This window comes from Streptomyces sp. NPDC006197 (genome assembly GCF_040613865.1).
Classification (GTDB): domain Bacteria; phylum Actinomycetota; class Actinomycetes; order Streptomycetales; family Streptomycetaceae; genus Streptomyces.
This window is the reverse complement of the sequence record NZ_JBEXSZ010000001.1, coordinates 106,391-130,709: the sequence shown is the minus strand read 5'-3', so window position 1 is coordinate 130,709 and position 24,319 is coordinate 106,391. Positions and strand designations below refer to the sequence as shown.

Below are 24,319 nucleotides of genomic sequence, written 5' to 3'. Positions count from 1 at the left end.
AAGGAGACGCGAGGCCATGGAGCGTGACGCGGGAGAGGTCCTGCTGGCGCTGCGCCGGTTCATCGCCGCACCGATTCCCGGCACGGCTTGGCGGCTTCGCGCTTTCCTGCCCGTCTCCGGCCTTATCCGTGTCCGGCTGGAGGACGACAGGTCCAGGACGGTGCTGATCGAACTGCCCCACCGCCCAGGAACCGCGCCGGCGTCGCTCGGCTCCTGGTGGTACGTGGACGCGCTGCGCGACGCGGCCCGCTGGGCGGCGGACAGCACCGAGGTGGACGTACTGGACCTCGACACGCTGACGGCGGCCGGTGTTCTTCCCGCCGAAGTGGAGGTCACCTCGGACGACGCCCTGGACTACGTGGTGGCCGACCTCGTCGGCGACCCGTACTGGCATGATCCCGCAGTTACCGTCGCCCCGGGCCTCTACCGCCTCGTCGGCTTCGACATGCGGGACCGAGGGGTGGTCCGCCTCTACCTCGCGTTGCCCGAGCGGGGCACGATCGGCATCGACGTCGGTACGACCGACTCCGAGTCCGAGGAAAGGCGCCCCGTGGGCTGGTGGGCCTCCACCAAGCTCATCGCGCTCCTCAACCCCGACGCGCCGGAGAGCCTGGAGGCCCTGCGCGTCCCTGACGCGGACGACCCCCACTGCGGCGTCTACGACGCGACCGCTTGGGCCTAGTAGCGCTTCGTCACGTCGGGCGATCTTGCCTGGTGGTGGGCATCTTCGGGCTATGGGGTCGGGGGAGGTGGAACGGCTCCGGGGCGAGGCGGCGGAGTGCGTTGCCGATGTGTTCGCTTTGCTGCCGCGGCGGGATCAGCGGCGGTGGGGCGGGTGTTATCCGCGGGGTCTGATGCCGGACGGTCGAAGGAAGCCTGCCGTACCGCCCAGGCCTTCCTCACCCTGCGGCGGCTCGACCCCAAAGCCCAGACGCCGGCCTGACCCTCTACCGGGTCCTCGACGCCCTTCAGGGCCTGCTGCAGTGCTGGACCGGTACCTGCACCACCTGCGGTCGTCGCCTGCCCCGCGACAGCACCCGACTGAGAACCTGACGAAGTACTACTAGGGGGCGGCACTCACCAGGGTCCCAGGGCTCCTCGGCCTCCTTGCCGTTCGCGAGGCGGCCGAGCAGGGCGAGCTGTCGTTCGTTCCTGGGGTTTCGTCGTTTCTGTGCGCGGTGACGGAGCGTACGGACTGAGCGCGTGTCACTGTGCATGTCGTTCTGATTGCTTTGCACCTGCGGATGAGGGTGTGTGGCTTGCTAGTGTGCCCAAGCGCCCTACGAGGTGCGTGAAGTGACATGGTGACACCTACGGGGGAGTGGTGGAGCAGCCTTCACTCAGGTTCGAAGAGGACAAGCTGACCAAGCTCGCCAACGATCTCAATGGCATGCAGACCTTTCTCGATCAGCAGGTCGAGCGCATGGACAGGGTCGTCGACGGCATCGAGGCGAAGTGGCAGGGGTCGACGGCAGCGGCCTATCGGGACCTGCATCGGGGTGCCGCGGAGGACGCCGTGCGCATCAGGCTGATCCTCCATCGGCTCGAGCAGGCGGTGCGACTGAGCCGCGACGGCTTTTCGGAGCAGGACCTGGAGATCATGGTGCGGATGCGTCAGGTCCAGTCGTCCGTGGACGTGCGGGCCGAGGTCGACAAGCTGTCCACGCCGAACTCCGACGGGGCGGCCCCGCGGACGCACAGCCGTATCCACGATCTGTAGCAGTCACTGAGAACGAGGCAGAGCAGGGGGACTCATGCTGTCGGCAGCGGACGACCACATAGCCGTCGACTTCGCGACACTGAGGAATCTTTCCAGCGAGCTGGAGAGCATTCTGCGAGGTCTCAACCAAGCGCTGGGGGCACTGTACGAACGGGTGGAGAAGGTGGTCCTGACCTGGGAGGGCGAGGCGCGGGACACCTTTGTCGGCGAACTCGACAAGTGGGATCTGTCCGCACAGGACCTGGAAGCCCTCCAGGCTTGGCTGCATGAGGTCGTGGTCAGCGGCCACATCAACTATGCGGCGGCGCACAAGGCGGTGCTCCGGGGCTGGGGGGTGAGCTGATGGCCACTCCCGCACCGTCCACGTCAGGCAGCCCCTCCGCAGCGCCGTCACCGTCGCCGACACCCACTTCGCAACCATCGCCTTCGGCCACGCCGCCCGCACCCACCACGCCGCCCGCCACTGGTGGCCCGGCGCCGACCCCGCAACCCTCACCGGGCCCCTTGACGGACCCGGACGGCTTCGACATCTCCCAGCACGACACCGGGTCGGCCCGGCGGGCTCGCGAAGAGGAAGTCAGGCTGCTCAAGTCGGCGCCGCCGGACTCCGGGGGAGGGTTCGATGTCCAGCCCGGGCATCTGCACTATGTCTCCTATCAACTGCGCAACAGCCAGATCGACTTCCGGTTGAGGGCCGGCACGCTCCTCGCGCAGATGGAGTCGTACGAGCACTCCGGTGGCTGCGGCACCGGGCCCGAGGTGTTCGCGGCCGCGTATGCCAAGGTCGCCAAGCGGTTCTTCGAGGTGTGGGACAGAGTGGGCGACGGGGTCGGCGGCGCCGCGGTCGGCCTGACCATGACGGCCAACTTCTATGTGGGTGCCGAGTACCGAGCACATCCCACTCCCGGTCCGCCGCCGACGAAGCCGCTGCCCTCGGTGATCACGGGCAAGGGTTACAACCCGGTGCCCGAGCTCGGTTGGGGGAATCCGCCCGAGGAGTTGGGCTTTGGCCACGACATCATCAACAACGTGATCGGGGCGCTGGGCGCGGTGGGTGAGGCCACCCTGCGGCCGGTACTCAAGTACGCGCTGCGACACGGCAAGGTCGCGGACATCACCCCTGGCGGGAACGACCTCGAACTGCCGAAGCTCGCTGCTGTCTGGCGTGAGGCGAAAGGGGAGGCGAAGAAGGCGGCCGACGAATTCGACGCGGTGATTTCGTACATCACGCCGAAGTCGGGGCACAGTGAGTGGCAGGACGCGATGAAGCAGTTCTGCAGCAGCATCTGGGGGACGACGGCCTGGGGGCAGAACCGCAACGGATACAAATGGGGCCGCGGGGACCTGAAGAAGCCGGCCATCGAGGTGCTGATGGACACGGCCGGCGAACTGGCCACGGCCACCGAGGGGTTCGGCAAGGAGGTCGAGAAGGTCCGGTCCGTCATCGAGCAGGTGTACATCGATGCCGCGAAGAAGGTCTTCGAGGTCAAGGACCTCTGGGATCTGCTGAGTCTGGGTGGCGGCCCGTTCGAGTACGCGGTGGAATTCATCGCCAACCTCGACACGGCACGCCTCGATGCCGGCGTCGACGCCTACAACACCGCCGTTCAGTCCCTTGGCGAAGGGCTGAACAAACTGATGCCGGCGCTGGACGACGCGTATGACGGCGTTCCGACGTACGAGGCGGAGGAGGCGCGGGCGGAGGGGTTCGGAGGCCGGGCGCTCAACGAATTCAAGCAGCAGCCTCACTACACGGTTCCGGGAGAGGACAAGGAGAATCACTTCTACACGGTCGACCTTGCGAACCAGGAAGGGGTGCACGGCAGCCACGTCATCGACAAGCATGTCGGGCAGTCGGAAGCCCAGCTTCTCAGTCGACTCCGTGACCAGCCTGGCATCACCGCGGCGTCGACCTTTCCCGATCTTGCCATCGCGCAGAAGGCGACCCAGGATGCGATGGACGAGATCGGCCCTTCCAACAGGCCGGAGAACATGGGCAAGAAGAACCTGGGTGTGAACAATCCGGAGAAGATCGAGAACTGGCTGTCCCGGCCTCGGACGGACAACTCCATGCTTCAGCTGGATCCAGTCGAATTCGATTATGTGACGGGACGGACCATTCCCGCCGGTTCGACCGCAGCCACGGACACCTATAAGGTCAAGGTCGTTCTCAAGTACAAAAACGGAATCGATCCGCCGTACGTCGTCTACACTTCGATGCCTCAACCTTAGTGACTACTGGCCGGTGAGTAGGTGCCTGTGAGCAGTGGTGAGCTGCCTGAGTGCGCACGTCGCCTCATTGATGAGCGGCATGTGTTCCTGAGCCTGTCGAGGCGGGTTCACGAGGACTGGGCCGAAGACGTGCTGGCGGAGATCCGTGGCGGTCCGAAGGGCCGGGACGGGGTGGGGGTCGATCCTTCCGGATTGTTCGGTGACATCAGCGCGGATGACCTGCACGGCAGCGTGCTCGGCGTTTCCCGGACCGGTGCCGAGGAGTTGATGAGGCTGCTTGCGGTCGGCTCCTTCTACAGCGGTCCCGAAGCATCACTCCGAGAACCTGACGAAATGCGGGACACCTGCATTCGGGGCATTCTTGATGCCGTGGGCGGGGGAGCTGAATTCTTCACCAATCACGGTCACGCAGAGGACGGCGACGCGGCGGATTACTTCGCCGGCGGTTTTCATTACAACTCGCTGGCGAGTGTTCTCTACGACGTCTGCCTGATCGGGGTGACCCGGGACCGGCTCCTTATCACCTGGAGGTTCGAGGATGCCTGAAATCCCTTCGCTGTCACGTTCCGTCGACGCGGGCGGGGAAGCGCCGGCGCCGCCCGTCCGGAACAGAGCCGCCACCTACTCGGACAGGGAGACCGCGCAATGGGCCACCCAGCAGGTGGTGACCCGTAATGAGCAGGTCGTGCACCGCTGGCTCGCGCAGGGGACACGGCCCCGGCTGACCATCGAGGCGGCGTGGCCGTCCAGGCCCGAGCCGGTGGGGACGGTCGCGTTGCAGGCCATGGTTCTCGCGGGTCGCGGGCCAGTGGAGGTACGGGCGGCGCGGGTCGTACTCAGACGTGAGCCCGCCAGTCGGAACGGCTTCGTCGTGTATACGAGCTTCCCGGTCTACCTCTAGCACCTGTCCGATGCCGGCTTCGCCTCTCTTGCCGAATACCGCCCGAACCACCCTGGGGGCTCGTCACCGTGTCTTTGAAACCATTCGAATTCGACCGCCAGTTCGGCGAGTTGGACCAGGTGATCCGTGCGTACCTCGGCCGGACGGCAGACGGGGAAGGCGAGGAGGGCGGTCCGGACGCGGCTCTGGAGGCGTATCTGCGTCACACCTGGCACACCCGTCCCTGGGCTGTTGCAGTCGCCGAACAGCAGATCCGTGAGTACGCCGACAACCCGCCCGGCCGACTCCGCCGTCGCCTGGGCGAGTTCTATCCGGTGCCGGACGTCGGTCTGCCCGACGCCGAGATTCGGGACTGGCTCGAAAGAGTCGCCGATCACCTGAAGCGGAGCATCGAGGACGGCGCGGTCCCCCCACCGTGCCCGCCGCGCACCCACTGGGAATGGCACGCCCGCTTCCCGGAGTTGTCCCAGCTGTTCGGCGGCTGGTTCTCACAGGACATGCCGGACGAGTTCCCGGACCACGACAGTGCCATGCGCGACTACGCCACCCAGACGGACGCCCAACTCGTCGCACGTGCGGTCGGCGAGCTGCGGGAGCTCAGCAGCCTGGGCCTGGACGAGGCGGAGTACGCCGTCGCCCTGGCTGAGCTCGGCATGGAGGTCGATCCCCCGGCGCCGTTCGCGCCCAGCGCCTGGATCGCCCAGCTCTCCGATCGCCTCAGGGCGGGAGGTTCCTAGGTCCTGTCCGGAAAGTCATGGGAGCCGGAGTCGAGGGCAGGCGAGGGTGACCATGGCCTGGTAGTGGACGGCTCGTTTGTCGTAGCGGGTGGCCAGGGCCCGGTTCTGTTTGAGCCGGCCGAAGCAGCGTTCGACGACGTTGCGGCGGCGGTAGGCGGCCTTGTCGAGTTGGCAGAGCGTCTCGCCGCGGCGGAGGCGTCCGTTGATCTGGTCGACCCGCTCGGGAATCGTCGCCGCGATGCCGTGCCTGCGCAGGCAGGCGCGGATCCTCGCCGGTGAACTCGGGCTGATCGAAGCCGCCTCTCATGCCGTAGAGACGGCACGCCTCAAACTGGCGCACTGATGATTCCTGAGCCCGGCCCGCCGCATCCAGCCCAGGGAGAGTCTCGCCCTCTGGAGCCTGTCCGGCCGGCCACCCAGTAGAGGAGGTCGGCCGTGGACCGTAGCCTTGCCGAGCCCGCCCCGTTTTTGAGTTGCCTGAGGAATCAGAGCAACCTGACCTGTCCCGGCTGGCCCGCGTCCATGGTCATGATGAGGCGGTGATGGTTCAGCTGCTGGGTCGTCCCCGTCGTGCAGTTACGTCGGCTGCCCTCTTCTTGATGTCATCGTGGTTGGTGTCGCAGATCAGTGACAGGGCATGGTCCAGAAACTCGACTCCCTCCAGGACGTCAGGGACGCGGAGAACGCCCTCGTGGCTGCCCACGTTCCCGATCCACTTCACGGCCAAGAGCATGCCGGCGGCTTCCGAGTGCTGAGGTAGCGCTACCTTGAACGTAGAGATTCGTTCGTCGAGGCTGATTCTGGAGGGCGCCCCCTGCGGCCGGGCTTGTATCGGATGATTCCGTGCTCGTCCATCAGGGCCTCGACGGCCGACCGGATCCGGTTCGCAGCAGAGCTGGGGTCGAGCCAAAGGATCTTTCCTGCGATATCCACCCGATCGCCTACCTCCTTGGGGCAGAGGCTGCGGCTCTGGATCAGGGGCAGCGGCGGGAAGAACATGGTGGGGGTCAAGTGCACCTCGTACTGTTCCTCGCTCCACTCGCCTGTCCATCGGAGCCTGCTGTCCCCGACGACGCGCACACGGTCACAGGTTGGGTTCGGGCAGGTGAGGATGCGACAGGAAGTCGCCCTGAATCCAATCGGGATCCCAGGCCTCGTGGCCGTGCCAGGACTTACTGGTGACCGTCTCTTCATCGACGAAGGAGTCGGCGACCGGGCGCAGGACCCCTCGGACGCACGTGGGACACGGGATGTGGGGCCACTCCTCCAGCTTTTCGGAGAAGCCCTTCGAGATTTCCCGTAGATCCTTGATCAAGACGTTTGTCATGGCGTCTCATCCTGCCAGCGACAACGCACCCATGGGCGAGGTTTTCCGAGGACGTAGAAGGACGGCTCCAGCGCACTCACCAACCCCAGGTTACGTAGACCGGACAGGCCTGCGGGCTCCCCAATTGGGGAGCCCGCCAAGGAACTTCAGCAAAGGCGGAGCGGTGGGCACGGCATGCGGCCTTGCCGGCAGCTCTCATCCGATGCCCGGCTCTGTGCGGCGGCGGCCACCCTCAGCCGGGGTCGTCGACCGGGCAGCATCCCGGTTACCCAACGGCCGGGTACGCGGTCAGGTCATCTTCCGGGGACAGGGCGAGTCCGGTGTACCCGTTGACGAGGAAGGGGGCGACACCCGGGCGGGTCGGCAGGTCCGCTCCGGTCCGTGAGTCCAGAGCGAGGGGGCCGTTCTCCGTCTTGCCGTAGACCCGTCCGTTCCAGACGGCTGTTACCCGCGGCGCGATGCGGTTGGCAGTCTGGTTCGGCAGCTGCCACAGCAGGGAGGCGGTGCGGTCGTTGAAGGCCCAGACCTTGTACAGGTTTCCCTGGTTCCAGGAGCAGACAACGGTGTTCTGCCCATCATGGTCACAGCGGGAGCCGGCGATGTCCTCCGGAGCCTCGTGCTTCACCGTGCCGGTCGCGGGATCGAGGAACTGCTGGATATGTACGCGGTAGTCGTCCTTGTTCTGTGCCTGGACGAGGAGGAGGCGCGGCCCGGCGGGCGTGACGTCGAGGTTGAGACGGTCCTCTCCGCGCCAGCGCTCGGTGCCGGTGAGCAGGTCGTAACCGCGTACGGATTCGTAGGTCCCGTCGGAGGTCTCCAACTCGCCTGCCACGATGTTCCCGGTTACGGCGGTCGCCTCGAACCGGTCCTTGGTCCACAGGACACGGCGTGCCCACCACGGCCGCGCCGGAAACCCCGACACCGAGTTCGTCCCCGACGAGATCGTCGACCGCTTCTGCCTCCTCGGTCCGGCCGAGGCCCACATCGACAAGCTCCGCCACCTCAAGGACCTCGGCGTGGACCAGTTCGCCGTCTACGACATGCACGACAACCACGAGGGCACCATCGACGCGTACGGCTCGACCGTCATCCCCGTGATCAACGCCTGACAGCGACGCGCCGAGGCACCGCGCCTCCTGCGACCCGGTCCGCTGGTCCGTTCGGCACGCACGGCGCCGACGCGTCGCCACGGACGAGGTCACGCCCCCCTCGCCCAGGGCCGGCGACCGGGGCGGCCGTGCCGGTGGAGCCGTTCCGCGACCGGGAGCGGGACGTCCGCTCCCGCGAACTCGCCGCTCCGCGCAGCGGATCCGAAGTCCGGTCCGCCCGAGCCTGAAGCACGTCGCGTGCCCTACAGGCGAATGCCTCTCGTCGCCTGCGGTATTTCCTCCTCAGGCAACTCCTTGCCCATGGCCGGGAGTTCGTTCAACGATATGGCTCTTACGGTTTCCCCTACCTTACCGGTGCGGGTGGCCGTACGAAAAGTGTCCTGAACAGGGGTTCATGGTCGGCCTCGGCGGCCACCAGGGTGGGAGCGTAATGCTGCGAACCATGATGAAATCGAAGATTCACCGTGCCACGGTCACTCAGGCGGACCTGCATTATGTCGGTTCCCTCACGCTCGACGAGGATCTCCTGGATGCCGCGGGTCTTCTCCCGGGCGAGCGGGTCGATATCGTCGACATCAATAACGGCGCTCGGCTCACCACGTATCTCATTTCCGGCCCGCGGGGCTCCGGAATCGTCGGAATCAACGGTGCCGCGGCCCGTCTCATCAGCCCCGGCGACCTGGTGATCGTCATCGCCTACGGCGCGTACACGGACGACGAGGTCAAGGCCCTGGAGCCCAGGGTGGTCTTCGTCGACGAAGCCAACCGCATCGCGCAGGTGGGCAGCGACCGCGCCGAAGCGCTTCCCGGAAGCGGCCTGCTGTCCGGCGCGGCACCCCGTTCCGGCCACTGAGAGGGATCCCCATGAGCAACCCCTTCGACAACGACGACGCCTCCTTCCGGGTGCTGGTCAACGCAGAGGGCCAGCACTCGCTGTGGCCCGTGTTCGCGGAGGTGCCCGAAGGCTGGGAGGTGGTCCACGGAGAGGCCGACCGCCGGTCCTGCCTGGCCTACGTCGAAGAACACTGGACCGACATGCGGCCCCGGAGCCTCGGGGACCAGGAGAGCGCCTCCTCCTCATGACCACGTCTCCCGAGCCCGGGAAGGATCCGGCCCTCCCATGACCCCATCCATCCGCACGGTCCCGGACCTGACCTCCCCCCTCACCCACCTGCCCGCGGGCGGGCTGGAGAAGGTCTGGGCGGATCTCCGCCGGGACGACCCGGTGCACTGGCACCCCGGCACGGCGGACACCCCGGGCTTCTGGGTGCTGACCCGTCACCGTGACGTCTCCGGCGTGCTCCGGGACAGCACCCGCTTCACCTCGGAGCGCGGCAACGTGCTCGCCACCATGCTGCACGGCGGGGACAGCGGTGCCGGCCGCATGCTGGCCGTGACGGACGGGGAGCGGCACACCGCCCTGCGCACCCTGCTGCTCAAGGCGTTCTCGCCGCGAGCCCTCGAAGGCGTCGTCCGGCAGGTTCGCCGTACCACCCGCCGACTCCTGCTGGAGGCGCTGGAGAGCGGACACTGCGACTTCGCCCAGGACATCGCCTCGCACGTCCCGCTGGCCACCATCTGCGACCTGCTGGCCGTCCCCGAGTCCGACCGGGAGCACATCCTCACCCTGACCAAGTCGGCCCTGGCCTCCGACTACGAGCAGCCCGAAGCCGACGAGGACCGTCTGGCCCGGAGCGAGCTGCTGCTCTACTTCCACGACCTGGTCCAGGAGCGGCGCAGGCGTCCGGGCGATGACGTCATCAGCTTGCTGGCGACCGAGCCCGTCGGCACTGAACTCCTCGACGACGACGACATCGTCCTCAACTGCTACAGCCTCATCATGGGCGGCGACGAGACCAGCCGCCTCTCGATGATCGGCGCGGTCCGGACCCTGGCCCACGATCCGGAACAGTGGGACGCGCTCGCCACGGGCGGGGCGCCGCTGAAGGAAGCCACCGAAGAGGTCCTGCGCTGGACGACGCCCACCCTGCACTTCGGCCGTGTCGCCACGGAGGAGGTGACGCTGCATGACCGCACCATCGCCGCCGGCGACCTGGTCACGCTCTGGCTGTGCGCCGCGAACCGGGACGAGAGCGTCTTCGACGAACCGCAGCGGTTCGACCTCCTCCGCAGCCCGAACAAGCACCTGACGCTCGGATACGGCCCTCACTTCTGTCTGGGGGCATATCTCGGCAGGGTGGAGATCGGCGCGATGCTCGACGGACTGCGCACCTTCGTCGGGCACATCGAGCAAACCGGTGAGGAAAAGAGGATCTACTCCAACTTTCTTTCGGGGATGAGCAGTCTTCCCGTCGCTCTCGCGCCCCGCCCCGGTGCTTCACGTGAATGGCAGGACTGACCGTCAGGCAGATTCTTCTTCCACCTACGAAACGTGAATCGACAGAGGAGTCCGAATTTGTCCAGGAAGAACCAGTCGCGTCGTGTTTCCGTATTCGACACCACGCTGCGCGACGGAGAACAGGCTCCGGGTAATGCGATGCGCCCGGATCAGAAGGTGGAACTCGCCCTGGCCATCGAGTCGCTGGGCGTCGACGTCATCGAGACCGGTTTCCCGAGCTCGTCCAAGAGCGATTTCGAGGCGACGAAGCTGATCGCGGGGGCGGTCACCACGGCCCGTATCGCCACGCTCAACCGTGCCGTCCGCGAGGACGTCCGTCTCGCGGTGGAGGCGGGCGGGCGGGAGAACCACCACCTGCAGATCATGGCCACCGGCAGCGAGACCCACCTCAAGTACAAGCGTGGCATCAGCCAGGCCGAGGCGCAGGCCGAGGTCATCGACGCCATCAGCTACGCGAAGTCGCTCGGAGCCCACCACGTCACGCTCGGCATCGAGGACGCCTCACGCGGATCGGACGCCCTGCTGCGCCCGCTGATCGAGGCGTCCGTCGAAGCCGGCGCCGACTGCGTGGCGCTCGCGGACACCACCGGCTGCCTGCTCCCCGAGGAGTACGGCGCCCAGATCGGCCGGGTCCGGAGCTGGATAGGCTCCGGGATCACGCTCGGCGTCCACTGCCACGAGGACCTCGGACTCTCGCTCGCCAACGCGCTGGCCGGAGTCCGCGCGGGCGCCGACGAGGTCCAGGCCACCGTCGCCGGCGTCGGGGAGCGCGCGGGCAACACCGCCCTTGAGGAACTGCTCGCCGTGCTCACCTACAAGGGCGAGGAGCTCGGCGTCTTCACCACGGCCACCACCAAGGGCCTGTACGAGGTGTACGAGCTGCTGTGCCGGACCATCGGCCTGGAGCCGGTCCGCAACAAGGCCGTCTTCGGGGTGAACGCCTTCGCCACCCAGGCGGGCATCCACCAGGCGGGCATGCTGCGCGACCCGATCACCTACGAGTACGTCCAGCCCGCCGACTTCGGCCGGGAGCGGTCCATCCTCGTCGGTCGCCACTCGGGACGGACGGTGCTGCGCCACCTGCTGGAGGAGCTCCGGATGGAGATGGACGACGCATTCGTCGAAGCGATGTACGAGACGTACATCGCGAACCGGACGAACGGCGAGTGCACCAGCCTCGACGACCTGCGGGTCATCCTCGCCGCCGAACGGCCGACGGAGGTCGTGGCGTGACCGGGCGGCCCAGGACGCTGATCGAGAAGGTCTGGGACAGCAAGGTGGTGCAGTCCGCCCCCGACGAGCCCGACCTGCTCTACATCGACCTCCACCTCATCCACGAGGCCAGCTCCCCGCAGGCGTTCGACGGCCTCAGGACGGCCGGACGGAAGGTCAGACGTCCCGAACTGACGCTGGCCCTGGAGGACCACAACGTTCCCACGAACTCGCTGGTCATCTCCGACACGCTGGGCAGGAAGCAGGTCGAGCAGCTGCGCGAGAACTGCGCCGAGGCGGGCGTCCGGCTGTTCCGCTTCGGCGAGCGGCAGCAGGGCATCGTGCATGTCGTCGGACCTCAGTACGGTTTCGTGCAGCCCGGCATGTCGGTCGTCTGCGGAGACAGCCACACCTCGACGCACGGTGCCTTCGGCGCGCTGGCGTTCGGCGTCGGGACCAGCGACGTGGAGCACGTGCTCGCCACCCAGACGCTTCCGCTCGGGCGACCGAAGACCATGGCGGTGGAGTTCACCGGCGAACTCCCGGCGGATGTCGGGGCCAAGGACCTGATCCTCGCCCTCATCGCCCGGATCGGCGCCAACGGCGCGCACGGCCACATCATCGAGTACCGGGGCGCGCCTCTCGCCGGGCTGTCGATGGAGGGCCGGATGACCATGTGCAACATGAGCATCGAGGCGGGCGCGCGGGCCGGGATGATCGCACCCGACGAGGTCACCTTCGCGTATCTGGAAGGGCTGCCGGCCTCACCCGGCGGCGCGCTGTGGGAGGAGGCCGTCGCTTCCTGGAGGACGCTCCGTACCGACCCCGGCGCGCGCTTCGACCGCACGGTCACCCTCGACGTCACCGACCTCTCCCCGTTCGTCACGTGGGGCACCAATCCCGGCCAGGCGGTGGCCCTGAAGGACACGGTGCCCGAGCCGGACGCCTTCACCGACCCGGTGCAGCGGGCGGCCGCCGAGCGTGCTCTGGACTACATGGGGCTGGTGCCGGGCACCCGCATGGACACCGTCGAGGTCGACACGGTGTTCATCGGCTCCTGCACCAACGGGCGCATGGAGGACATGCGGGCGGCCGCCGAGGTGCTGCGCGGCCGGAAGGTCGCGGACGGCGTGGAGATGCTCGTCGTCCCCGGCTCGATGGACGTCCGCCGACAGGCCGAGGAGGAGGGGCTGCACGAGGTGTTCACCGCGGCCGGCGCGCAGTGGCGGCTCTCCGGCTGCTCGATGTGCCTCGGCATGAACGCGGACCGGCTCATCGGGGCCAAACGCTGCGCGTCCACCTCCAACCGCAACTACGAGGGGCGGCAGGGCGCACAGGCACGGACGCACCTCGTCTCTCCCGAGGTCGCGGCGGCCACCGCCGTGACCGGCCGGCTGACCGCGCCGAGCAGCCTTCCCCGCCGCACCGAAGCTGGAGCCTCCCCGACATGGAACCACTGACCCTGCACACCGGCCGGGCCATCTCGTTGCGGCGCAACGACGTCGACACCGACCAGATCATCCCCGCCGAGTTCTGCAAGCGGCTCACCAAGAGCGGCTTCGAGGACACCCTCTTCGCCAAGTGGCGCGAGGAGCCCGGCTTCCCCCTCAACGACCCCCTGCGCCAGGACGCCACCGTGCTGGTGGCGGCGCACAACTTCGGTACGGGAAGTTCCCGTGAGCACGCGGTGTGGGCCCTGCGGGACTGGGGCTTCTCGGTGGTCGTGGCCAGCAGCTTCGGAGACATCTTCCGGCGCAACGCCTTCAAGAACGGCCTGCTCGCCGTCGAACTGGCCGAAGAGGTCGTCTCGGGCCTCGCCTCGGCGGTGGAAGCGGATCCGGAGTTCGCGATCACCGTCGACCTGGAGGCGTGCGAGCTGCGTGCCGCGGGGCGGAGCCACTCCTTCGAAGTGGACCCCCGCGCCCGGTGGCTGCTGCTCAACGGCTACGACGACATCGCGGTGACCCTCGGCCGCGAGGGAGCCGTGTCCGCCTACGAGGAGACCCGGCCGGCCTGGCTGCCCCGGACCGACACCGTCGCCCTGTGAACACCAGGCCGTCCGGCCGCAGAGCCAAGGAGAGAATGTGACCACCATCGCTGTCATCCCGGGCGACGGGATCGGTCCAGAGGTCGTCGAGCAGGCGCTGGAGACCCTGGAGGCGCTGGACCTCGGTATCGGGTTCGACCCGTTCGACCACGTCAACGCGGAGACGTACCTCGCGCAGGGCACGGCGCTCAGCGACGCGGACTTCGATCGCATCCGGAAGACCGACGGGGTCCTGCTGGGGGCGGTCGGCGACGCCCGCCTGGCCCACACCGACTACGCCCGCAGCGTCCTGCTGCGCCTGCGCTTCGACCTCGACCTGTACGTGAACTACCGGCCGGCGAAGCTGCTCAACGACCGTCTGAGTCCCCTGCGCGACGAGACCCGGCGGGCGCTCGACTGCGTGGTCGTACGGGAGAACACCGAGGGCCTGTACGCCGGGGTGGGCGGGGTGCTGCGCGCGGAGACCCCCTATGAGATGACGATGGACGCGGAGATCAACACCCACCACGGGGTCTCGCGGATCATCGACTACGCCTTCTCCATCGCCCGGCGTGCCGTGTGCATGGTCGACAAGTCGAACGCGGTGCGGTTCGGCGGCCGGCTGTGGCAGCGGCACTGGCGGGAGGCGGCCGAGCGGCACCCGCACATCGAGACCTCCCACCTCTACGTCGACGCCGCCGTGATGAAGCTGGTGGAGGACCCGACCCGTTACGACGTGATCGTCGCCAACAACTCGCACGGCGACATCCTCAGCGACCTCACCTCGCAGCTCGCGGGCGGCCTCGGCACCTCCGTATCCGCCAACATCAACGGCGACACAGGCTTCGGCCTGTACGAGCCGGTCCACGGGACGGCGCCGGACATCGCGGGGCAGGGCGTGGCCAACCCGATCGGCGCGATCCTCAGCGCCGCGCTGATGTTGGAGCGCCTCGGCCACGCGGCGGCGGCCGACGCCGTGCGGCGTGCGGTCGACGAAGTGATCGAGGCCGGCCGCACCACCCCGGACCTCGGGGGGACCCTGGGCACCAAGAGCGTGGGCGCGGCGATCCGGGCAGCCCTGTGAGTACGAGGGAGGCCGTGCGGACCGAACTCGTCTCCGCACGGCTGGCCGGGTTCCCCCGCGGCCGGTTGTTCGGGCTGCTGGCCGAAGGAGCCAAGTACTCCGCGATCGACCTGGCGGTGGGGACTCCGGCGGCGCCGGACACGCCCCCCGAACTGATCGAGGCCGCCTGCCGGGCACTGCGCGACGGAACCAACCAGTACGGTCTGCCCCACGGGGACCCGCGGCTCCGGGAGTCGATCGCGTCCCATGTGGGTGCGGATCCGGACACCGAGATCACCGTCACCGCCGGCGCCACGGAGGCGCTCGCCGTGGCGATGCTGACCCTGGTGGACCCGGGCGACGAGGTGATCCTCCTCGACCCCGGCTACGAGAACTTCCTCAGCGCGGTGGCGATGGCCGGCGCCGTCCCGCGGCACGTGCCGGTCACCGGGCCGCACTGGCGAGCGGATCCCGCCGCCCTGGCCGCCGCGTTCGGGCCGAGGACCCGCGCGATCCTGATCAACAGCCCCGGCAATCCGACCGGCCACGTGATGAGCGAGGAGGAGCTGCTGGAGATCGCGGAGCTGTGCGAGCGGTGGAACGTGGCCGTGATCGCCGACGAGGTCTACGCCGATTTCGTCTTCGACGGGAACGTCCACCTCTCGGCCGCCGGGACGCCCGAGCTCGCCGAGCGGACCGTGGTGATCCGCAGCCTCTCCAAGAGCCATGCCGTCAGCGGATGGCGCCTGGGGTACCTGAAGGCCCCCGCGCGGCTGACCTCCGCCCTGCGGGAGATGCACGTGGCCGTCGCGGGAATGGCGGCCACGCCCCTCCAGCAGGCCGTGGCGACCGCGGCTGCCGCGCCGGGGTTCTGGGCACCGCGCGACGACCTCTCCGTCCAGCGCCGCCTCGCCGTGTCCGCCCTCCAGGAGATGGGGGCCCACTGCCAGGCCCCCGAGGGCGGTTGTTACGTCCTGGCCGACATCGGCCCGCTGACCCCGGAGGACGGTGAGCGGTTCGCCTTCCGGACGGCCCGGGAGGCGGGCGTCCTCCTCACTCCCGGGCAGTACTTCTTCTCCGGGGCGGGGGAGAAGGGCGATCACCTCGTCCGCCTGGCCTTCAACCGGCCCGTGTCGACCATGGAAGAAGCCCGCAGGCGCCTCGCCGCGTACACACCATGACGGGCGGCGAGGGGCCCGACGGAGGACGCCCGCCTCATGCCTCCCAGGTGCTGAGGCGGGCGGCGACCTTCTCGGGGGTGGGCTCCTCGACCATGCCGCGGATGCCCCCGTCGACGAGGAAGACGACCCGGTCCGCGACCGCGGCCGCCACCGGATCGTGAGTGACGACGACGACGGTCCGGCCCTCCACGTCCACGAGATCCCGCAACAGCCGCATCACCTGCCGGCCGCTCGCACGGTCGAGGGAACCGGTGGGCTCGTCCGCGTAGACGATCTCGGGCTCCCCCATGAGCGTCCTGGCGATGGCGACGCGCTGCTGCTGCCCGCCGGAGAGCTGCGCGGGCAGATGGTCGGCGCGGTCCTCCAGGCCGACGCGGCGCAGCGCCTCCCGGACGGCGGATCCGCCGACCCGGAGGCCCCGCAGCCGCAGCGGCAGCGCGACGTTCTCGTACGCGGTGAGCATGGGGAGCAGGTTGAACTGCTGGAAGACGAATCCGATCCGGCCGCGTCGGAGCTGCGTCATCGCGTCCTCGTCGCATTCCGTCAGATCGGTGTCTCCCAGGTACACCCGCCCGCTGTCGGGCCGGTCGAGGCCGGCGGCGCAGTGCAGCAGGGTCGTCTTGCCGGACCCGGAGGGGCCCATCACCGCGGTCATGGCGCGCTCGGGAAAGCCCAGGGTCACGTCGTTCAGGACCGGGGCGTCGGCGGGTGCTCCGGGGTAGCCCTTCGTGACGGAGACGAGCTGGACCGCGGGCAGGTGGATGTCGGTGAGCAGGGACATGTCGGTCACTGGGTCCTTCCTGGGGGAGAGGGGGGGCGGGAACCTCGCGCGCGGGAGTCGCGGTTCAGGCGGAGTCGAGCAGACTCACCAGATGGGCGGCCGAGGCGTCCCAGGTCCATTGCTTCTCGGCCCACCGGCGGCCGGCCGTGCCCATCGTGGAGCGGTCGGGGGACCGCAGGAGCGTCGTTATGGTCCGCGCCACCTCCCGGAGGCTCCGGCCGTCGACCACGTGCCCGGTCTCGCCGTCGAGGACGGTGTCCGGGGCGCCGCCCGAGTCCCCCACCACGACCGGCAGGCCGCTCGCCGCGGCTTCCAGGAAGACGATCCCGAGTCCTTCGGCCTCCAGGCCCGCCTTCCGCGTGCGGCACGGCATGGCGAAGACGTCGGCGGCCGCGTAATAGGGAACGGTCTGGGCGTGCTCCTTGCCGCCGGCGAAGACCACCGAGCCGTCCGGGCAGCTCCGCGCGAGCCGGCGCAGCCGCTGTTCGTCCGGGCCGGCACCGACCAGGAGGAGGGCCGCCTCGGGCACGGCCTGCTGGATGAGGGGCAGTGCCCGGATGAGCGTGTCCTGTCCCTTGCGGGCCACCAGACGGGACACGCACAGAATGACCTTGCGGCCGCTGAGGCCGTACCGGGCGCGTGCCGCCTCAGGGTCGGTGGACGGCCGGAACACGTCCGTGTCGACACCGGGAACGAGGCGGCTCAGCCGGGCCCGGGGACCCAGCGCGGGGGCTATCCGCGAGCGCGTGTACGCACCGAGATAGGTCACCACGTCGACGTTGTCGCCGATGCGCCGCATGACCTGTCGGGCGCCGGGACTACGGGCCCACCAGATCTCGTGCCCGTGGGTGGTGGCCACGAGTCGGCGGATGCCCCCGCGGCGCAGCGTCGGCGCCATCGCGGCGAGGGGGGCGGCCGCGCCGAACCACACGCGGTCGCAGCCGTGCTCGCGGGCGATCTGCAGGGCTCGCGCCGTGACGCGCCGGGTCGGCAGCAGCATGTGGCTGGTGTCACGGATGACGGGGAACGGCAGGGTGGCGTCGTACTCCGCGGCTCCCGGTTCGGAGGAGGTGTACACGACCACGTCATGGTCCGGGACGCGCACGGCCATGGCGTGGACGAAGGTCTCGATGCCGCCCTGCCGGGGCGGGAAGTCGTTGGTGATGATCAGCGTGGTGCCCATGGGACGTGTCGCTGCTTTCGTCGGGGTCAGTCGGTCACGGTGAACAGGTAGTTCCGGCAGTCGGGGGTGACCTCCGCGGCGGCGGCCCAGTGGTCCCGCCGCCAGCGCCGCATGCGGTAGCCGCGCTCCCGGAGGTGGCGGACGACATCGGAGGGGTCGGCTCCGTACTTGGCGAGGTGCCGGTCCTCGATCTCCAGCAGCAACGTCGGACGGAAGCGGTCCAGGGTCTCCCCGGCTCCGTGGAGGAGCGCCAGCTCGGCCCCTTCGACGTCGGCCTTCACGAAGGAGACGCGGCGCATGCCCGCGGTGCGCACGAGCTGGTCCAGGGTGTGGACGCGGGTCCGCACCGGCCTCGACGTGCGGAACTCGGAGTTCGGGCCCGCCCCGCGGGCGCCCACGTCCAGATAGGCGCGTCCGTGCACGGGCAGTCCGTGGCGTCGCGGCAGGCTGAGGTGCCCGCGACCCGGCCGGGCGCCCAGGGCCGTGCGGTGCACGGAGACGTTGCCGCAGCCCAGTGCGCCGGCGGCGAAGGCGAGCCAGCGGGCAGGACCGGGAAGGGGCTCCACGCTGTGCACCCGCCCCGTACGGCCCACCAGGGGCGCCAGGGCCCATGTGTAAAGCCCGTACTCGGCCCCGACGTCGACGCAGACGTCCCCCGGCCGGACGAAGGCGCGCAGCCCCGCGATCTCGTCCTCGACGAACGGCATCCGGGCCGCGGCCCAGCCCAGGGCCGCGGCCAGGCCGGCCGCGCGCCGACCGGCGGGTGTCCGCAGGACCGCACGGTGGTGGAGGGTCACCGGCGGCCTCCCGCCGTCGCCGAGGCGGCCGCGGTGACGCGCTCCGGGGAACGGGCGGCGAGCACGGTCCGTGCGGGCCGGGAGGCGCCGAACGCTACGGTGAGCCGGGGCCACACGAACAGCACGACCGGCAGGGCGAGGTAGCCGAAGCGGCCCGCCGGAGCGAAGAGGAAGGCCACGCACAGGCCGAGCGCCAGACGGTCGGCGGCGGACACCAGACCGGTGGGCGGTCGCAGCAGGAGCGACGCCGCGACAGCGGCCCCTCCGCAGAGCAACAGGCCGACCGCGGCGTACCAGCCGAGCGGCCCCAGCTCGGCGAGGAGGTGGCCCGGCAGCGGGCTCTCGGCCGGGGTCGCCACGGCGCCCGCCCCGGTGGGGAAGGCCAGGACCTGCTGGACCATGGGACCGGGGGACAGCAGCGCGCTCGGGAGGACCACGGCGAGGGTGCCGAGGACCGCGACCCCGGCACAGGTGCGGGCGGCTCGCCGGCCCGCCACGGAGACCAGCAGCGCCACGACGACCGCGACGGCCGGCCAGGCGGTCCACTTGAGGGAGCACGCGGCGGCGAGCACCAGGCCGGCCGCGGCGGGCCGGCGGCGCGCGGCCAGAGCGACGGCGAGGACGCACAGGCCGGTGAGCGGCAGGTCCACACCGCTGGTACAGAGGGGGAGCGCCATCACCGGCGAGGCGATCAGCGCGGCGACGGCGGTCCGGTACCGGGCATGGTGAACGCGTCCGGCGTCGGCCCGGCGGAGCACCGTCCGGGCCGCCCACAGGCAGACCAGCAGCGCCACCGCGCACCACAGGCGGGCGTCACCGAACAGGCGGGGAACCCACCCGTCGTCGCCCAGGAGAGCCCGCGGGAAGCCGAGGACGGCCATTCCCGGCAGGTAGGGGGTGTACTCGGTGACCGACCGCGGGTCTGCCAGGTACGGGGTGCCGTGCTGGAGCCACAGCGTGCCGGAACGCTCGATGACGCCCACTTCGCTCTGCGCGGCGCCCGACAGGACCAGATACAGGAAGGGAACCACGACGGCGCCCGTCAGAGCGAGGGCGAGGGAGACCACGCGTCCGCGCGGGCGGGACGTCAGGCCGGCCGCGAGCGCCGCCGTCGCGTATCCGGCGGCGGCGCTGGTCCCCCAGACGCGGTGTGTCTCCAGCGAGGAGAAGAAGGGGAAGGTCGCGGCCCAGGCGGCGGCGGCCGTCCAGCCGCCGGCCCACACCACGCGGCGATCGAGTCGGTGCATCCCGTCGGACGGGAAGCTCTTCAGGGATAACCTCGGTTTGATCGGCACGTCATCCATTGCAGCTCAGCGACGCAGTCGAATCACTGGACGCAGGTGGACACTTGACGGTCGGGTTTACCCCACCCCCCGGGGCAGGTCCGGGCTCACGTACAGGTCGGACATGGCGACGAGGATGCGACGGTCACCGTGGAAGGGCTCGCGGGCGTGGGTGGCGAGGAAGTTGTCGACGATCAGGACGTCGCCGCGCTGCCAAGGCAGTGACACGGCCGCCTCCTGGTAGAGGTTTCCGATCAGCTCGACGGCCTCGTCCTCGATCGGAGTGCCGTCGCCGTAGAAGGCGTTGCGAGGCACCCCCTCGGGGCCGTACGCGGCCAGCAGGTACTCCGCCACCTCCGCGGGGAGTGTGGAGATGTGCCACATGTGGGCGTGGTTGAACCACACCGTCTCGCCGGTGCGTGGATGACGGCTGAGGGCCTGGCGGACGGACCGGGTACGCAGCCCGTCCCGGCCCACCCAGCTGAACTCGGTGTGCGAGTCCCGGCAGTACGCCTCCACCGCCGCCCGGTCGGTCGTCTGGAAGACGGTCTGCCAGGGGATGTCGAGGTCGGGGCTGTAGTTGCGGACGTAGCTCACGCCGTGCCGCTGGAACCTCTCCCTCAGCTCGGCGGGGATCCTCGGCAGGACCGCCCGCTCACTGGCCACGGGGGTGGCGCCGCCCGTGCGTGACGGTCGGTCACCGTAGAAGTAGAGCCTGCTGGGCCAGTTGTGGGAGTACGACATCTCGTGGTGGAAGGCGATCCACCGGTCTTCGCTGAGTTCGGTCGAGGTGAAGACCTTGTCCGCGATCTCGGTGCGGGGCGCGGCCCGCTCCAGGTAGTCGAGCAGTCGGGGCGAGAAGGAGCGGGCCGCGGCACCGAACTCCTCAGGGCTGTCGACGGCGAAGCCGCGGAGCAACACGGCGCCGTGCCGCAGCAGTTCCTCGTCGAGCGCGGCCCGGTTGGCCTGGATCCAGCGGTCCAGGCGGATCCCCCGTTCGGTGGCCTCGACGCGCAGGAGGAAGGGCTCCGGGTGCACGGCCTCGGTCACCACCCGGCCGGCGGTGAAGGCGGACCCGGTCGTCTGCGCGGTCACGCGGCCACCTCCGCCCGGCCGGAACCGACGGGGTCGCACATGGCGGCGAGGATGCGGCGAGGGCCCTCGAAGGGCTCCCGCGCATGGGCGGTGATCATGTTCTCGACCACCATGACGTCACCCTTCTCCCAGTCGAACCCGGTGGTCTCGGCGGCATAGGCGGCGCGGAGCTCGGCGAGGGTCTCGTCCTCGATGGGGGTGCCGTCGCCGTAGTAGGTGTTGTAGGGGACGTTCTCGTCGCCGAAGGCCGCCCGGAGTCCGGCGCTCACCTCCTCGGGCAGGGAGGTGACGTGGAAGAACAGCGCGTGGTTGAACCAGGTGCGCTCACCGGTGACCGGGTGGTGGCGCAGGGCGGGGCGGCTCTGGCGGGTCCGCAGCTGGTCGCCGTCGACCCACTCGACCGTGATGCCGTTGGCCTCGCAGTACGCGGCGACCTCGTCCCGGCTGTCGGTCTGGAAGGTCTCCTGCCAGGACAGGCTGATGCCGGGTATGTAGTTGCGCACGTACTGCACGCCGAGCCGCTCGAACTTCGCGACGGTCTCGGGACGGAGCCGGGCCAGGACGGCCCGGGAGTCGGCGAGCGGGGTCCGGCCGCCGCTGTCGGCGGGGCGCTCGCAGCAGAAGACGATGCGCAGGGGCCAGTTGTCCGTGTAGGACTGCTCGTTGTGCAGCAGGATGTGCTGGTCGGCGGGGTGCTCGGTGGAGGTGTAGATGCCCTCCTCCACCTCCGTGCGGGGGGAGGAACGCTCGCCGTATTCCAGGACCCGGTCGGAGAGGGCGTCCATCACGGAGCGGAAGGTGTCGGAGCCGGTGACGGCGAAGTCCCGGAAGAGGACGGCGCCGGCCCGACGGGCGAGGTCGTCGATCAGCGGCCCGTTCCCGCGGATCCAGGCGGCCAGGTCCGTCCCGGGCGCATCAGCACGGACCAGCGCGGGCAGGGAGTGCCCGCCCCACCGCGGTGTCACGGTCGCGGAGGCAGTCCCGGTCGGTGCCTCGTTCAACTGGGTCATGAAGAAGTCTCCGGATCAACAGGAAGCGTGAGGGCAGCCGGACTCCCTCATCGTTGATCGAATGCCTATTCGGAGACAAGAAATTTCCCTCCATGGAAAGACCGCAGATCAGAGACCTGCCGAAGGGCTGTCAGGTCGATTCGCCCCGCAGATAGGCGAGCACGGCCAGGACGCGTCGATTGCCCTCGACAGGGTCGAGGTCCAACTTCATGAAGATGTTGCTGGCGTGCTTCACGACGGCGGCCTCGGTCACCGACAACCGCTGGGCCATCGACTGGTTGTTGAGCCCCTCCGCCATCAGGGCGAGCACCTCCCGCTCCCGCGGGGTGAGCTTGGCCAGGGGCCGGTCCGCCGTCTGCTGGACGAGGAGCGTGCGGACCACTTCGGGATCGATCACCGTGCCGCCGCCCGCGACCCGCCGGACGGCGTCGAGGAACTCCGAGACCTCTCCCACCCGGTCCTTGAGGAGATAACCGAGCCCCACCGTGCCGGCGCCGTTCTGCCCGCTGCCGCTCAGCAACTGGGTCGCGTAGGCGGTGGCCACGTACTGGGACAGGACCAGGACCGGCAGGCCCGCGTGGCGGGTGCGCAGTTCCAGCGCGGCCTTGAGCCCTTCGTCCCGGAATCCGGGAGGCATCCGGACGTCGGTGATCACGACGTCCGGACGGGCGTCGTCCACGGCGGCCACCAGCGCCGCAGGGTCGCCCACGGCGGCCACCACCTCGTGGCCGCTGCGGGTGAGCAGTTCGACGAGACCCGCTCGGAGCAGGACGGCGTCGTCGGCGAGGACTACCCGGAGCACGGAACCTCCATACGGACCTGCGTCGGTCCACCCAGGGGACTGGAGACGATGAGCCTTCCCTTGAGGAGCGAGACCCGGTCGGCGAGGCCGGACAGGCCGGTTCCCCGCCGGGGGTCGGCCCCTCCCCGGCCGTCGTCGGTGATCAGCAGGATCAGGCGGTCGCCCTCGCGTCGGCCCACGACGGCGAGCTTGGTCGCACCGCTGTGCTTCGTCGCGTTGGTCAGGGCCTCGGTGGTCGTGAAGTAGGCCGTGCTCTCCACCAGGGCCGGGAGCCTGCCCTCGACGTCGATGTCGACCGTGACCGGGATCGGGCTGCGCAGAGCCACCTCGGAGACCGCCGCGGCCAGCCCGTGATCGGTCAGCACCTGCGGATGGATGCCCCGTACCAAGGCCCGTAGCTGGTCGAGGGCCTGTCTGGCCTCTCCCCGGCTGCGCGCCAGGAGTTCCGCGGCCTCCGGATTGTCGGTGCCGAGCTCCATCTCGGCCAGCCCCAGCGTCATGGTGAGGGCCACCAGCTGCTGCTGGGCCCCGTCGTGCAGATCCCGCTCGATCCGGTGGCGCTCGGCCTCGAAGGCGTCCGCCAGCCGGACCCGCGAGCGGGTGAGCTCGATGATGCGCTCCTTGTACTCCTCGTCACGCGGGGACAGCAGCAGTCGGGCGGTCCTCACCTGGGCGCCGGCCACGAGCGCCGCCGCGTACGCCGACAGCGCGAAGCCGACGACGCCCGCGGCGCAGTACGGAAGGGCCGCCAGGGTGTGGGGGACGGGCCGCCCGGGGATGAGGTTCACGGTGCCCGGCTCGTTCAGCCAGACGATGAGGGGGGAGAGCAGCAGGATCACGGACGAGGCGAGGAGCACGGCGACGCCCAGGCCCGCCCCGGAGAAGACGATCGCGAGGAGGGCGGTGTAGGCGAGTTCCCGCCAGGTGGCCCGCTCCGTCAGCCGGCTGCGGAGCCAGATTCCGGTGCCCACTCCCGACAGCGAACCGTGCGGGTCGGCCAGCCGTACCGGATCGACCATGCGCAGTCGACGGCGTTCCGCCCGGGCGACCGGCATTCCCAGGAGCGCGGCCCCGGCCAGGAGGAGAAGGCCCACGCCGATGACGGTGAGCAGCACGCCCACGGAGACCAGGACGATCAGGGCGACCAGGACGCCCAGCCCGAACAGCGCCCCGCTGAGCAGGAAACCCCAACTGCGGAGCGGCCAGCTGGAGAACAGGAACCGCATCGGGCGTCGCCGCACCGCCTCCCAGACGGCGACGGGCTGTTCGTCCGGTAAGGAGGGTTCCGCACGCCGTATGGCGTCGTCCTCCTGCGGATTCCCTGTCATCCGCATGTCCTCCTCGCACGGGCCGTACGCATTCGATCTCCACCACCCTAGTCGGCGCCCCGCACGCCGACGGTAGGGAAAACCCGCCTTTCACGACTCCTTCCAGGTGCACTGCGCGACGCCCGCCCGGGTGGTGGGGTGAGAGAGCCCGCTTTCGCCCCGCCCCTGGAGGC

The 24,319-nt window shown here is 69.6% G+C and carries 27 protein-coding genes and 2 pseudogenes; 18 read left to right on the top strand and 11 right to left on the bottom strand.

Going from position 1 to position 24,319, the window contains the following annotated elements:
* The first annotated feature begins 16 nt into the window (after nt 1-16).
* The 8 genes and pseudogenes from ABZ318_RS00495 to ABZ318_RS00460 all read left to right on the top strand — a co-directional run bounded on the left by ABZ318_RS00495 (nt 17) and on the right by ABZ318_RS00460 (nt 5,590).
* Nucleotides 17-682 (top strand): hypothetical protein, encoded by a 666-nt coding sequence (locus tag ABZ318_RS00495; RefSeq protein ID WP_356900268.1) that lies wholly within the window; start codon nt 17-19, stop codon nt 680-682.
* A 52-nt stretch (nt 683-734) separates the two neighbouring features.
* Nucleotides 735-875: pseudogene (locus ABZ318_RS00490) on the top strand (IS701 family transposase); the annotation flags it as partial.
* Between the two features lie 446 nt (nt 876-1,321).
* A complete protein-coding gene (locus ABZ318_RS00485) occupies nt 1,322-1,720 on the top strand; it encodes a WXG100 family type VII secretion target (protein ID WP_356900267.1) in 399 nt (132 codons plus the stop codon).
* A gap of 34 nt (nt 1,721-1,754) precedes the next feature.
* Entirely contained in the window at nt 1,755-2,063 is a 309-nt protein-coding gene (locus ABZ318_RS00480) for a WXG100 family type VII secretion target (RefSeq protein ID WP_356900266.1), read from the top strand.
* A 161-nt stretch (nt 2,064-2,224) separates the two neighbouring features.
* Nucleotides 2,225-3,952: an RNase A-like domain-containing protein gene (locus ABZ318_RS00475; RefSeq protein WP_356900265.1), complete on the top strand. Its 1,728-nt coding sequence runs from the start codon at nt 2,225-2,227 to the stop codon at nt 3,950-3,952.
* Nucleotides 3,953-3,979: 27 nt separating this feature from the next.
* Nucleotides 3,980-4,498 carry a hypothetical protein gene (locus ABZ318_RS00470; protein ID WP_356900264.1) on the top strand — a complete coding sequence of 173 codons (519 nt, stop codon included), beginning with the start codon at nt 3,980-3,982 and terminating at the stop codon, nt 4,496-4,498.
* Entirely contained in the window at nt 4,491-4,853 is a 363-nt protein-coding gene (locus ABZ318_RS00465) for an RNase A-like domain-containing protein (protein WP_356900263.1), read from the top strand. Before ABZ318_RS00470 ends, ABZ318_RS00465 begins: the two co-directional genes overlap by 8 nt.
* Nucleotides 4,854-4,921: 68 nt before the next feature.
* Nucleotides 4,922-5,590, top strand: coding sequence for a contact-dependent growth inhibition system immunity protein (locus tag ABZ318_RS00460; protein WP_356900262.1), 669 nt, complete (start codon nt 4,922-4,924; stop codon nt 5,588-5,590).
* A gap of 15 nt (nt 5,591-5,605) precedes the next feature.
* Here the strand turns inward: ABZ318_RS00460 and ABZ318_RS00455 are convergent.
* Nucleotides 5,606-5,860, bottom strand: a pseudogene (locus ABZ318_RS00455) (transposase); the annotation flags it as partial.
* Here ABZ318_RS00455 and ABZ318_RS00450 point away from each other — a divergent pair.
* On the top strand, nt 5,793-5,933 hold the full coding sequence (locus ABZ318_RS00450) for a hypothetical protein (RefSeq protein WP_356900261.1): 141 nt from the start codon (nt 5,793-5,795) through the stop codon (nt 5,931-5,933). The pseudogene ABZ318_RS00455 and the gene ABZ318_RS00450 sit on opposite strands and share 68 nt — an antisense overlap.
* A 741-nt stretch (nt 5,934-6,674) precedes the next feature.
* On the opposite strand, the gene ABZ318_RS00445 is transcribed toward ABZ318_RS00450, so the two are convergent.
* Nucleotides 6,675-6,917: a hypothetical protein gene (locus tag ABZ318_RS00445; protein ID WP_356900260.1), complete on the bottom strand. Its 243-nt coding sequence runs from the start codon at nt 6,915-6,917 to the stop codon at nt 6,675-6,677.
* 265 nt (nt 6,918-7,182) lie between these two features.
* The gene (locus ABZ318_RS00440; protein ID WP_356900259.1) at nt 7,183-7,749 is read right to left on the bottom strand and encodes a hypothetical protein; all 567 of its coding nucleotides are present in this window, start codon (nt 7,747-7,749) and stop codon (nt 7,183-7,185) included.
* 37 nt (nt 7,750-7,786) lie between these two features.
* Between ABZ318_RS00440 and ABZ318_RS00435 the strand changes: the two genes are divergently transcribed.
* The 9 genes from ABZ318_RS00435 (at nt 7,787) to ABZ318_RS00395 (ending at nt 15,867) form a co-directional block, all read left to right on the top strand.
* Nucleotides 7,787-8,026 (top strand): LLM class flavin-dependent oxidoreductase, encoded by a 240-nt coding sequence (locus ABZ318_RS00435; RefSeq protein ID WP_356900258.1) that lies wholly within the window; start codon nt 7,787-7,789, stop codon nt 8,024-8,026.
* Nucleotides 8,027-8,456: 430 nt separating this feature from the next.
* Nucleotides 8,457-8,879: an aspartate 1-decarboxylase gene (gene panD / locus ABZ318_RS00430; protein ID WP_356900257.1), complete on the top strand. Its 423-nt coding sequence runs from the start codon at nt 8,457-8,459 to the stop codon at nt 8,877-8,879.
* 11 nt (nt 8,880-8,890) lie between these two features.
* Nucleotides 8,891-9,109 carry an MbtH family protein gene (locus ABZ318_RS00425; RefSeq protein WP_356900256.1) on the top strand — a complete coding sequence of 73 codons (219 nt, stop codon included), beginning with the start codon at nt 8,891-8,893 and terminating at the stop codon, nt 9,107-9,109.
* A 37-nt stretch (nt 9,110-9,146) separates the two neighbouring features.
* Entirely contained in the window at nt 9,147-10,385 is a 1,239-nt protein-coding gene (locus ABZ318_RS00420) for a cytochrome P450 (RefSeq protein WP_356900255.1), read from the top strand.
* Nucleotides 10,386-10,418: 33 nt separating this feature from the next.
* Complete coding sequence (locus ABZ318_RS00415; protein ID WP_356900254.1) at nt 10,419-11,618, top strand: pyruvate carboxyltransferase; 1,200 nt, start codon at nt 10,419-10,421, stop codon at nt 11,616-11,618.
* A complete protein-coding gene (gene leuC, locus ABZ318_RS00410; protein ID WP_356900253.1) occupies nt 11,615-13,057 on the top strand; it encodes a 3-isopropylmalate dehydratase large subunit in 1,443 nt (480 codons plus the stop codon). The genes ABZ318_RS00415 and leuC overlap by 4 nt, the downstream gene beginning before the upstream one ends.
* A complete protein-coding gene (gene leuD / locus ABZ318_RS00405) occupies nt 13,045-13,644 on the top strand; it encodes a 3-isopropylmalate dehydratase small subunit (protein ID WP_356900252.1) in 600 nt (199 codons plus the stop codon). The genes leuC and leuD overlap by 13 nt, the downstream gene beginning before the upstream one ends.
* A gap of 37 nt (nt 13,645-13,681) precedes the next feature.
* Nucleotides 13,682-14,707, top strand: a complete 1,026-nt coding sequence (locus ABZ318_RS00400; RefSeq protein ID WP_356900251.1) for an isocitrate/isopropylmalate family dehydrogenase — start codon at nt 13,682-13,684, stop codon at nt 14,705-14,707.
* A 14-nt stretch (nt 14,708-14,721) separates the two neighbouring features.
* Nucleotides 14,722-15,867 (top strand): pyridoxal phosphate-dependent aminotransferase, encoded by a 1,146-nt coding sequence (locus tag ABZ318_RS00395; RefSeq protein WP_356900250.1) that lies wholly within the window; start codon nt 14,722-14,724, stop codon nt 15,865-15,867.
* Between the two features lie 34 nt (nt 15,868-15,901).
* On the opposite strand, the gene ABZ318_RS00390 is transcribed toward ABZ318_RS00395, so the two are convergent.
* The 8 genes from ABZ318_RS00390 to ABZ318_RS00355 form a co-directional block, all read right to left on the bottom strand.
* Nucleotides 15,902-16,648, bottom strand: a complete 747-nt coding sequence (locus tag ABZ318_RS00390) for an ABC transporter ATP-binding protein (protein ID WP_356900282.1) — start codon at nt 16,646-16,648, stop codon at nt 15,902-15,904.
* 64 nt (nt 16,649-16,712) lie between these two features.
* Nucleotides 16,713-17,831 (bottom strand): glycosyltransferase family 4 protein, encoded by a 1,119-nt coding sequence (locus ABZ318_RS00385; protein ID WP_356900249.1) that lies wholly within the window; start codon nt 17,829-17,831, stop codon nt 16,713-16,715.
* Nucleotides 17,832-17,857: 26 nt separating this feature from the next.
* Nucleotides 17,858-18,628 carry an FkbM family methyltransferase gene (locus ABZ318_RS00380; RefSeq protein WP_356900248.1) on the bottom strand — a complete coding sequence of 257 codons (771 nt, stop codon included), beginning with the start codon at nt 18,626-18,628 and terminating at the stop codon, nt 17,858-17,860.
* Nucleotides 18,625-19,875 (bottom strand): glycosyltransferase 87 family protein, encoded by a 1,251-nt coding sequence (locus ABZ318_RS00375; protein WP_356900247.1) that lies wholly within the window; start codon nt 19,873-19,875, stop codon nt 18,625-18,627. The genes ABZ318_RS00380 and ABZ318_RS00375 overlap by 4 nt, the downstream gene beginning before the upstream one ends.
* Before the next feature lie 114 nt (nt 19,876-19,989).
* Nucleotides 19,990-21,006 (bottom strand): TauD/TfdA family dioxygenase, encoded by a 1,017-nt coding sequence (locus ABZ318_RS00370; protein WP_356900246.1) that lies wholly within the window; start codon nt 21,004-21,006, stop codon nt 19,990-19,992.
* Entirely contained in the window at nt 21,003-22,016 is a 1,014-nt protein-coding gene (locus ABZ318_RS00365; protein WP_356900245.1) for a TauD/TfdA family dioxygenase, read from the bottom strand. The genes ABZ318_RS00370 and ABZ318_RS00365 overlap by 4 nt, the downstream gene beginning before the upstream one ends.
* Nucleotides 22,017-22,146: 130 nt before the next feature.
* Nucleotides 22,147-22,818, bottom strand: a complete 672-nt coding sequence (locus ABZ318_RS00360) for a response regulator transcription factor (RefSeq protein ID WP_356900244.1) — start codon at nt 22,816-22,818, stop codon at nt 22,147-22,149.
* Nucleotides 22,806-24,044, bottom strand: a complete 1,239-nt coding sequence (locus ABZ318_RS00355; protein WP_356900281.1) for a sensor domain-containing protein — start codon at nt 24,042-24,044, stop codon at nt 22,806-22,808. The genes ABZ318_RS00360 and ABZ318_RS00355 overlap by 13 nt, the downstream gene beginning before the upstream one ends.
* Between the last annotated feature and the right edge of the window lie 275 nt (nt 24,045-24,319).

Coding starts and splice junctions, on each gene's coding strand:
- ABZ318_RS00365 (WP_356900245.1), bottom strand. CDS start 22,016: ATGACCCAGTTGAACGAGGCACCGACCGGGACTGCCTCCGCGACCGTG.
- ABZ318_RS00355 (WP_356900281.1), bottom strand. CDS start 24,044: ATGCGGTTCCTGTTCTCCAGCTGGCCGCTCCGCAGTTGGGGTTTCCTG.
- ABZ318_RS00425 (WP_356900256.1), top strand. CDS start 8,891: ATGAGCAACCCCTTCGACAACGACGACGCCTCCTTCCGGGTGCTGGTC.
- ABZ318_RS00495 (WP_356900268.1), top strand. CDS start 17: ATGGAGCGTGACGCGGGAGAGGTCCTGCTGGCGCTGCGCCGGTTCATC.
- panD (WP_356900257.1), top strand. CDS start 8,457: ATGCTGCGAACCATGATGAAATCGAAGATTCACCGTGCCACGGTCACT.
- ABZ318_RS00385 (WP_356900249.1), bottom strand. CDS start 17,831: ATGGGCACCACGCTGATCATCACCAACGACTTCCCGCCCCGGCAGGGC.
- ABZ318_RS00480 (WP_356900266.1), top strand. CDS start 1,755: ATGCTGTCGGCAGCGGACGACCACATAGCCGTCGACTTCGCGACACTG.
- ABZ318_RS00390 (WP_356900282.1), bottom strand. CDS start 16,648: ATGTCCCTGCTCACCGACATCCACCTGCCCGCGGTCCAGCTCGTCTCC.
- ABZ318_RS00420 (WP_356900255.1), top strand. CDS start 9,147: ATGACCCCATCCATCCGCACGGTCCCGGACCTGACCTCCCCCCTCACC.
- ABZ318_RS00445 (WP_356900260.1), bottom strand. CDS start 6,917: ATGACAAACGTCTTGATCAAGGATCTACGGGAAATCTCGAAGGGCTTC.
- ABZ318_RS00375 (WP_356900247.1), bottom strand. CDS start 19,875: ATGCACCGACTCGATCGCCGCGTGGTGTGGGCCGGCGGCTGGACGGCC.
- ABZ318_RS00465 (WP_356900263.1), top strand. CDS start 4,491: ATGCCTGAAATCCCTTCGCTGTCACGTTCCGTCGACGCGGGCGGGGAA.
- leuD (WP_356900252.1), top strand. CDS start 13,045: ATGGAACCACTGACCCTGCACACCGGCCGGGCCATCTCGTTGCGGCGC.